Origin of the sequence: Nocardia tenerifensis NBRC 101015 (assembly GCF_000308715.1) — a bacterium.
Classification (GTDB): domain Bacteria; phylum Actinomycetota; class Actinomycetes; order Mycobacteriales; family Mycobacteriaceae; genus Nocardia; species Nocardia tenerifensis.
Genome location: NZ_BAGH01000531.1, coordinates 1 through 7381, shown reverse-complemented (window position 1 = coordinate 7381; position 7381 = coordinate 1). Strand labels below are relative to the sequence as shown.

The following is a 7381-nucleotide window of genomic DNA, read 5'->3' as shown; positions in this document are numbered from 1 at the left end:
CCGACTCCGGCGGACTCGCGCGGTGCTCGGCCTCGACATCTCGGGGTGGGGTGCGCGGTTCGCGAACAGCCTGACACTGGACACGGTGCGGCTGCACTGGGGCGCGCTGCGGCTGTACCCACCGGGCACGTTTCGCTCGGGCGTGGCGATGCTCGGGCCGGTTCCGCCCGCCGAGCACGCCGAAGCCTACAGCTGGACAACGAGATTCGCGGATGTCGCGGCGAGAATCCCGGTCCCCGTCCGCTTCACCTTCGCCGAGTACGAGGCCATGTGGCGCCAGGACGCCGAGGCGGTCCGCGAGCTGCGAGCGGCCTTCCGCAGCGCGCCCACCGTTCTCGTCGAACGTCAGCTCGGCGCGGGCCACAACATCAGCCTCGGCTGGGCCGCGCGGTCGTATCACCTGCGCTCGCTCGGCTTCTTCGAAGAATGCCTGACCGGGCGAGGCGCGAGCTGAACACAATGGCAGCCGGGCGTGGCCCCGGGGTTCCCGGGGCCACCTCGGTCAGCCGATGCTGAAGGGCTGACCGTAAACGCTGATCCAGGCGCTGACGGTCGGGGTGAACACCTCGACGGCGGCGAACGCCCTGGCCTGGGCGTAGCCGGCGCAGCCGCTGAGGCCGATCGTGGTATCGCTCCAGGTCACCGATCCGCCGCTGCCCTCGAACGTGTGGGATCGGTAGTGCCGTTCCTCGCCGAAGAGGTCGGGTGACTCCTGATCGAGGATGAAGAACGACTTGACCCGCCCCGGTCCGACGGACAGATTTCCGCTGGTCTCGGCCCCCGCTTCGGGCTTGACCTGCTCGGGGTCGCTCCAGTCGAGACCACCGTGCGCGCCGGCGCCCGCGCCGCCACCGGCGATGTTCACCTGGCAGCCGACGGAGTATCCGGGGTAGATGAATCCGCCCGATTGCGCTCCCGTGCCCGAGATCTCGACGACCACGCGCCCGGAGACCCAGGCGTTGCGGTGCAGGGGCGTCGCGCCCATCGACGGGCTGATCGTGGCGGACTCATCGACGATCCGCAACGTCACGACGGTGCCGTCGGACAGCGTTCGGACGATCTCGCCGCCGGGCAGCGGCACATAGGTGTCCGCGCGCGCCGCGGTGGCCGAGCACAGGCCGAGTGCCACGGTGGCGGCGATGCCGAGACCGGCCGCCTGCAACGAATTTCTATATCGGGACATGACAAATAGCTCCTCGGAAGCGAAAAAGTTTGAGCGGCATCCCCTTTCGCTGGAGCCTAGCCAGTCCGGCGAAAAACGGCACATAGAAAATTTGCCGGCGCCGATCGCGGCGCCGAGCACCCGGAACCGCCGCCATGTTTGGAACTGAAGCGGCGGGGATTATCTCTATCGGAGAGTGACAACCGTAGGCTCGGGCGGGTCAACTCTGTGGTCGATGGATTCAAAGCCGGCGGAAAGGGCTGTGTGCAATGCTGCGGAAGTTCCTGGATCAGGGTGTCGTCTCACTGATCGACAGGTCGGCACGGGTGCAGGCGCCGCTGATCGGCAAATACACCGGGTTCGTGCGCGGGAGGCATCCGAGCGAATCGCCCGATCAGTTGGTCGAGCGCCTCGGGCGGCACTACTCGATCGCGGTGACGGCGAGCGGCGTGGTCGTCGGGTTGAGCGCGGCGGTGCCCGGCGTGGGCACCCTGGTCGGGCTGGCCGCGGCCGGCGCCGACACGCTGTTCTTCCTCGAGGCGTCCACGGTGTACGCCGTTGGGGCGACGGAGGTTTCGGGGAGCAAGGCCGCGTCCCCGCGCCCGCCGCTGGTGTCGGCGGTGGTGCTCGGCCAGGCGGGCACCGAGGCCCTCGGCGCCGCGAACCGCTCGGCCAAGCAGTGGGATACCAAGCTGGCCAACAAACTTCCGATCATCCGGCGCATGGACGACTCCCCCGTCAAACGATTCCTGGTGCAGTTCATCATCAAACGCGGCGCGCTCGCGTTCGGCAAGGTGATCCCGGCCGGCATCGGCGCGGTGGTCGGCGGAGTCGGCAACTACGCACTCGCCAAGAGCGTCATCAAGAACCTGCACGACGCCCTGGACGAGACCGAGGGCAGGCAAGTCTCGACCGTGGACGCCTAACCGGCGAGCATGCGCGCGCTCAGCCGCGGCACGCCCGCGCCGGTCACGCTCTCCAGACCGGCGGGGCGGCCGGTGATCAGCAGCAGGAGCGCCCGGATCGGGCCGAGGATCTCCGCGCCCTCGCCGTGGGACCACTCGATGTCGGTGGCGCGCAGAGCAAATCCGTCGATGCGGTGTTTCCGCCAGACCGGCCAGCCGACGCGGACCGCGGTGGTCGCGCCCGTGGCCGCCGCGTCGGCCGGCGGCTCGATGGTGCGGCCCAGCGGGACGGCGATGTCCTGGCCGTGCACCCTTGTCGTTGCGATCGTGCCGGCGGTACCGCACACCGTCGGGTAGCGCAGACTGGACCGCGTGACGGATGCCCCAGCACAGCTCATCGTCGTCGACGCCGCGAACGTCGTCGGATCGCGGCCCGACGGGTGGTGGCGTGATCGCGCCGGCGCGGCTCGGCGACTGCTCGAGCGGCTGACGAAGCTGAGTTCGGCGGACACCGAGGTGCTCGTGGTGCTCGAGGGCCAGGCGAAGGCGGCGGACACGGCGGTCGACGGAGTGCTGGTCGTCTTGGCGGACGGGTCGGGCGACGACGCGATCGTCGACGCGGTGGCGGCCGCCGCCGAGCGGCGCGACGCGCGAGCCATCACCGTCGTGACGGCGGATCGCGGGCTGCGCGAGCGCGTCGAGGCGCTGGGCGCGGGCACCGTCGGGCCGGGCTGGCTGCTCGAGCGCCTCGACCCGCCGACGTGACGAACCGTCCAGTCTTGGCGGGCGAATATGAAGGTTTGCCAACTGCCCCATAACAATCGGTCGGCTGGGTAGTCCCCGCCTATGAGCGATGTATGCGAGGAACGCGGCCAACCGTCCCTCGGGCGCGCCTCCCCCGATCTGCTGGCGGCTCGCGCGGTGATCGAGCAGGCCAAGGGCGCGCTGATGCTGGTCTACGGCGTCGACGCGGAGCAGGCGTTCCGCATGCTGCGGCGGCGCTCCCAGGCGACCAACGTCAAACTCCGCGCACTGGCCGCCCAACTGATCGCCGAACTGCCCTCGCTGGACCTCGCTCCCCCGGAACTGCGCGCCAAGGTGGACCGCCTGCTGCACATCGCCGAACCCAGCCCGTCCAAAGAACACTGACCAGCGCCGATTCGCTCCGCGTCCGCGCGAAACCCGTTGGGACGTAACGGACAATCCCGCTGCGTTGGGCTCGCGGAACCCGCCCCCGTCGCACGCGGAAGTCACCGGCCCGCTACGGTGCGCGGGTGATCCTGCTCACCGTCGGCCTCGTTCTGCTGGGTGTCTTCGCATTGCGGTTCCACTTGGACCGCCGACGACTGAGCAACGGAATCTACCTGCTGCTCGGCGTCGCGGTCCTCGTCGCGTGGGCGATCGGCGCGGGAGACCAGGCGGATCCGACACTGGTGCTCGTCGGACTCGGCCTGGTGCTCTCGCCGCTGGTGGTGCTCGTGCTGGCCGGATTGCTGATCGCCAACGGTATGCAGATGGTGCGCCGCGAGGGAATGCGCATCGCGAACCTGCTCTCGATCGGGCCGGGTATTGTCCTGCTGGTCCCCTACGTGCTGCTCGGCGTCGCCATCGCGACCGGCAGCCTGCGCTCGGTGCTGCTGGCCTCGCTCATCATGGCGGTGAGCTATTTCGGGTTCGTGTTCACCGGCTTCCTGGTGTACTCGCTGCTCTACGGGTGGTTGCCGTACAAGCCCGGAATGGACGCGATCGTCGTGCACGGCTCGGGCCTGGTCGGCGCGCGGGTGTCCCCGCTGCTCGCAAGTCGCCTGGATCGCGCGATCCAGATCTACTGGGCCGAACTCGCCGAGGGCCGCCGCCCGGTGATCATCGCCAGCGGCGGCAAGGGCTCGGACGAGGCGGTGTCGGAGGCCGCCGCCATGGCGGACTACCTCCTCGCGCGCGGCATTCCCGAGGCGAGCGTCGCGCGCGAGGAACGGTCGACCACGACGCGGGAGAACCTGCTGTTCGTCAAGCGGCTGCTCGGCGAGCGCGGGGCGACCACCCGAATGGTGTTGGTGACCAGCAACTTCCACATCCTGCGCACCGCGATCCTGGCCCGCAGGCTGAAGCTGGACGCGGAGGTGACCGGCGCGCGCACCGCGTTCTACTATCTGCCCAGCGCGATCCTGCGCGAGTTCGTCGCGATCGTGGTCGCCTACAAGTGGACCAACGCCGTCACGTGCCTGACGCTGGTCGCCCTGCCGCTGCTGCTCGCACTGGTCACCGGCGGGCTGCCGACCGGCCGGTGACTCAGGACGCGTCCACGCGTTCGTGGACGGTGAGCAGCAGGTGATCGAAGCGGTTGCGGAACCCGGCGCTGTCCTTGCTGAGCATCCGCAGTTCGGCGACGAACTGCGCGGCGAGGTCGCGCAGCTTGGTGTTGGTCTCCTGCGAGCGCCAGCGCAGCACGCGGAACGCCTGCTCCGCGTTCACGCCGTACGCGAGGATCAGCGCGCCCTTGGCCTGCTCGATCACGGCGCGCGCCTCGATCACCTCCGGCAGGACCTCCTCGAGCACCTCCTGGCGCTGCTCCTCGAGCCGGTCGCTCACGTCGACGTAGTAGCCGGAGGTGCCGACGATCGTCCCATCCTCGTCGAAGATCAGATCGCCGACGACGATCACCTCCCGCACCTCGCCCGTGCGATCGATGATGCGCTGCCTGCCGTAGAACGGCTGGCCGGTCTCGGCCGCCGCGGCGATGCAGCCCGCGACATGCTCGCGGTCATCGGGGTGTTTGTGGGATAACAGCAGCTCGGTCGTCGGTGTCACCTCGCCCGGTTTGTACCCGTACATCGCGGCGAGTTCGTCGGACCATTCCCATCGCTGGTCGGCAAACCAGAAACGAAACCATCCGGGCTCCGCGCACGCATCGAAGCCGATGGTCTGTTCCATCGCGCTCACCGCATCCGGTGCAACTTCTTCGCCCAGCGTCACCGCACCAGTATCCGCCGAATCGGTCCCGGTTCGGTACCCGACCCGGTATTCGGCCTAGCACCGCTACGTTTCCGGCACCGGTTGTGGGGTCTGTCACCCGTACTGTCTCGACGGACAGAGCCGTCCGCCCGACCGGATCGGCGGTAGCGGCCTTGACAAGGCGCCCGAACCGTTCGGGTCGCGACTCGTGCTCGCCCACCCGGACCACTCCGATGCATGGTCATACTCGGCGCCGGCCACCTCCAGGTCGTATTCCACTGCGTGGAAACGGAATTCGGGTGGCACCGGGCCCGGTGTCGCCCAGTCTCGCCAGACCACCCGGTCGAGCTCCCGTACGATCGTGACATCCATTGCGCCACAACACCCTTCGGCGCAGTTGGCCTCGGCGAGTCGCACCCGGCGAGGTTGTTCGGTGGCCCACAGTCCAGGCCGTCGCAGCAGTTTCTCGGGCGCCTCGCCTGAACCCTGCGGGAAGAACTCGGCGATGACCGGGCGGCCGTCGAGCAGGATCCTGGTCGTAACCCCGGAAGACACCGAGCGCCCCGGCGCGACGGGTCGAACGACGTGAACCTCGAATCTGTTGCGGCCCAATGCTTCCTGATTTCGATCGAGGACGTCGCGGATCCATCGGTTGCGCCGCACCGCGCACGAATCCACCGCGCCTTCGAGCGTTCGCCGCCACGGCGGGGAGCGCAGGACCGACAGGAACCGGTCTAGCACGGCCTCGCGCTCGTACTCGGCCCAGTCCAGGCACGCGGCGGCGCCCGTGCGCAGGTCGACGACGAGCGCGGCGAGGTCGGCGCACCGGCGCGGAGTGGGCGTCACTCGCGCCGATCCCGCGGCGACGAGGGTGAGCACCCGGCGGGCGTCGGGGTAACGATCGATCTCGGTGCGATGGTCGTCGGCGCAGACCATGCGGAGCAGGAGGGCGAGGGCTTGGTCCCAGACCCGCTCGTCCGCATCGTGCGCGGTCAAGGCGTCGGCGAGGCCGCTCGCCTCGGCGACGCGGCGCGCCTGTGCGGTGGTGTACCTCAAACAAGAATCCGGGTGCGCGAGCGCACTGCGCTCGTGGACTGCGCTCACCGGGCGGGATGGGACTCGATTCTCTTCGTCACGCCGACAACCATAGCGCAGAGCGGCGGAACCGGCACCGGGTCGCGGTGGCTGTGGGATGCTCGTGTCCGTCGGCGAATGTGGTTGAGCCCCAGTCCGAGTCGCGAGGAGGATCCCATGATCTCGGTTCGTTCGTCACGGCGCGCCGCCTCGTCGGCGCTGGCTTTCGCGGTGGTCGTCGCCCTCGCCGGGTGCGGGGACTCCGGTCCCGACGCCCCCGCGGCGAGCGCCCCGCTCGCGTCGACCCCGGTGGCCGACGAGACGGCGTTCGTCTCCGTCACCGATCTCGACCCGACCATCCTGGTCGACGCCCGCTACTTCGGCGACCACAACTTCCTCGGCACCCGGGTGAACGGCTACGAGGCGCCCAAGTGCCTGCTCACCAGGCAGGCCGCGGCCGCGCTGGCACAGGTGCAGCAGGAACTGCGGCCGATGAACCTCACGCTGAAGACCTACGACTGCTATCGACCGCAGCGCGCCGTCGACCACTTCGTCTCGTGGGCAAGGGATCTCGGCGACGTGAAGATGAAGAAGGAGTTCTATCCCACGGTCGACAAGGCGAACCTGTTCCGCGACGGCTACATCGCCGAGAAGTCCGGGCACAGTCGCGGCAGCACCGTGGACCTCGCCATCGTCGCGCTGCCCGCCGCCGACCCCGAGCCCTATCGCGACGGCGATCCGCTGCGCGAATGCTTCCTGCCCGCCGACCAGCGCTTCCACGACAACATGCTCGACTTCGGCACCGGCTACGACTGCTTCGATCCCGCGGCGCACACCGCCAACCCGGCCGTGGGCGGCAACCAGCGGGCCGTTCGCGCGCTGCTGTCGGAGCTGATGGAGGAGTACGGGTTCACCAATCTGGCCGAGGAGTGGTGGCACTTCACGCTGAAGGACGAGCCGTTCCCGAAGACCTTCTTCGACTTTCCGGTGCGCTGATCCCCGCTCGGCGTCTGTACGCGGGCGGGTTCCGGCTCCTAGACTGGGTACCTGCGGCACGGTCGACCGTCGGAGCGCCACGGCGATCCGGTGATCGGCAGCTCCCGAAGTCCCGATCCGTCCAGGACCGCCCATAGTCGGCCCGTTCATGGAGGAGGCGGTATGCCCGATCCATCCCACCGCAAAATCTGCCTGCTGGGCCACGGTTGCGATTGTCCGACCGTCACCCTGTTCCTCGCGCCCGAGCCGCTCATCCCCGGCGGCAGCATCCTGCACCTGCTCGAACAGGATC

The 7381-nt window shown here is 69.1% G+C and carries 9 protein-coding genes and 1 pseudogene; 6 read left to right on the top strand and 4 right to left on the bottom strand.

Annotated elements, in window-relative coordinates; all coding sequences use genetic code 11:
- A pseudogene (locus tag ON39_RS35375) lies at positions 1-454 on the top strand (alpha/beta hydrolase); the annotation flags it as partial.
- 48 nt (positions 455-502) lie between these two features.
- On the opposite strand, the gene ON39_RS35370 reads toward ON39_RS35375, so the two are convergent.
- Entirely contained in the window at positions 503-1183 is a 681-nt protein-coding gene (locus ON39_RS35370; RefSeq protein WP_040740689.1) for an MspA family porin, read from the bottom strand.
- 248 nt (positions 1184-1431) lie between these two features.
- Between ON39_RS35370 and ON39_RS35365 the strand changes: the two genes are divergently transcribed.
- Complete coding sequence (locus tag ON39_RS35365) at positions 1432-2088, top strand: hypothetical protein (RefSeq protein ID WP_051187505.1); 657 nt, start codon at positions 1432-1434, stop codon at positions 2086-2088.
- Here the strand turns inward: ON39_RS35365 and ON39_RS35360 are convergent.
- Positions 2085-2414, bottom strand: a complete 330-nt coding sequence (locus ON39_RS35360; RefSeq protein WP_157195571.1) for a hypothetical protein — start codon at positions 2412-2414, stop codon at positions 2085-2087. The two genes, ON39_RS35365 and ON39_RS35360, sit on opposite strands and share 4 nt — an antisense overlap.
- A gap of 25 nt (positions 2415-2439) precedes the next feature.
- On the opposite strand from ON39_RS35360, the gene ON39_RS35355 reads away from it, so the two are divergent.
- From ON39_RS35355 to ON39_RS35345, 3 genes are all read left to right on the top strand, one after another.
- Positions 2440-2832, top strand: coding sequence for a hypothetical protein (locus ON39_RS35355; protein ID WP_040740686.1), 393 nt, complete (start codon positions 2440-2442; stop codon positions 2830-2832).
- An 81-nt stretch (positions 2833-2913) separates the two neighbouring features.
- The gene (locus ON39_RS35350) at positions 2914-3216 is read left to right on the top strand and encodes an ANTAR domain-containing protein (RefSeq protein WP_051187503.1); all 303 of its coding nucleotides are present in this window, start codon (positions 2914-2916) and stop codon (positions 3214-3216) included.
- A gap of 125 nt (positions 3217-3341) precedes the next feature.
- The gene (locus ON39_RS35345) at positions 3342-4355 is read left to right on the top strand and encodes a YdcF family protein (RefSeq protein WP_040740685.1); all 1014 of its coding nucleotides are present in this window, start codon (positions 3342-3344) and stop codon (positions 4353-4355) included.
- Position 4356: 1 nt separating this feature from the next.
- On the opposite strand, the gene ON39_RS35340 is transcribed toward ON39_RS35345, so the two are convergent.
- Together ON39_RS35340 and ON39_RS35335 are read right to left on the bottom strand one after the other, a co-directional pair.
- Complete coding sequence (locus ON39_RS35340) at positions 4357-4998, bottom strand: PAS and ANTAR domain-containing protein (RefSeq protein ID WP_051187508.1); 642 nt, start codon at positions 4996-4998, stop codon at positions 4357-4359.
- A gap of 135 nt (positions 4999-5133) precedes the next feature.
- Positions 5134-6075, bottom strand: a complete 942-nt coding sequence (locus ON39_RS35335) for a hypothetical protein (protein WP_146251272.1) — start codon at positions 6073-6075, stop codon at positions 5134-5136.
- A gap of 195 nt (positions 6076-6270) precedes the next feature.
- Between ON39_RS35335 and ON39_RS35330 the strand changes: the two genes are divergently transcribed.
- Complete coding sequence (locus tag ON39_RS35330) at positions 6271-7089, top strand: M15 family metallopeptidase (protein WP_040740683.1); 819 nt, start codon at positions 6271-6273, stop codon at positions 7087-7089.
- Positions 7090-7381 lie beyond the last annotated feature (292 nt).

Excerpts from the sequence above, each read along its gene's own strand:
- ON39_RS35370 (WP_040740689.1), bottom strand. The coding sequence starts at position 1,183 with ATGTCCCGATATAGAAATTCGTTGCAGGCGGCCGGTCTCGGCATCGCC.
- ON39_RS35365 (WP_051187505.1), top strand. The coding sequence starts at position 1,432 with ATGCTGCGGAAGTTCCTGGATCAGGGTGTCGTCTCACTGATCGACAGG.
- ON39_RS35350 (WP_051187503.1), top strand. The coding sequence starts at position 2,914 with ATGAGCGATGTATGCGAGGAACGCGGCCAACCGTCCCTCGGGCGCGCC.
- ON39_RS35340 (WP_051187508.1), bottom strand. The coding sequence starts at position 4,998 with ATGGAACAGACCATCGGCTTCGATGCGTGCGCGGAGCCCGGATGGTTT.
- ON39_RS35330 (WP_040740683.1), top strand. The coding sequence starts at position 6,271 with ATGATCTCGGTTCGTTCGTCACGGCGCGCCGCCTCGTCGGCGCTGGCT.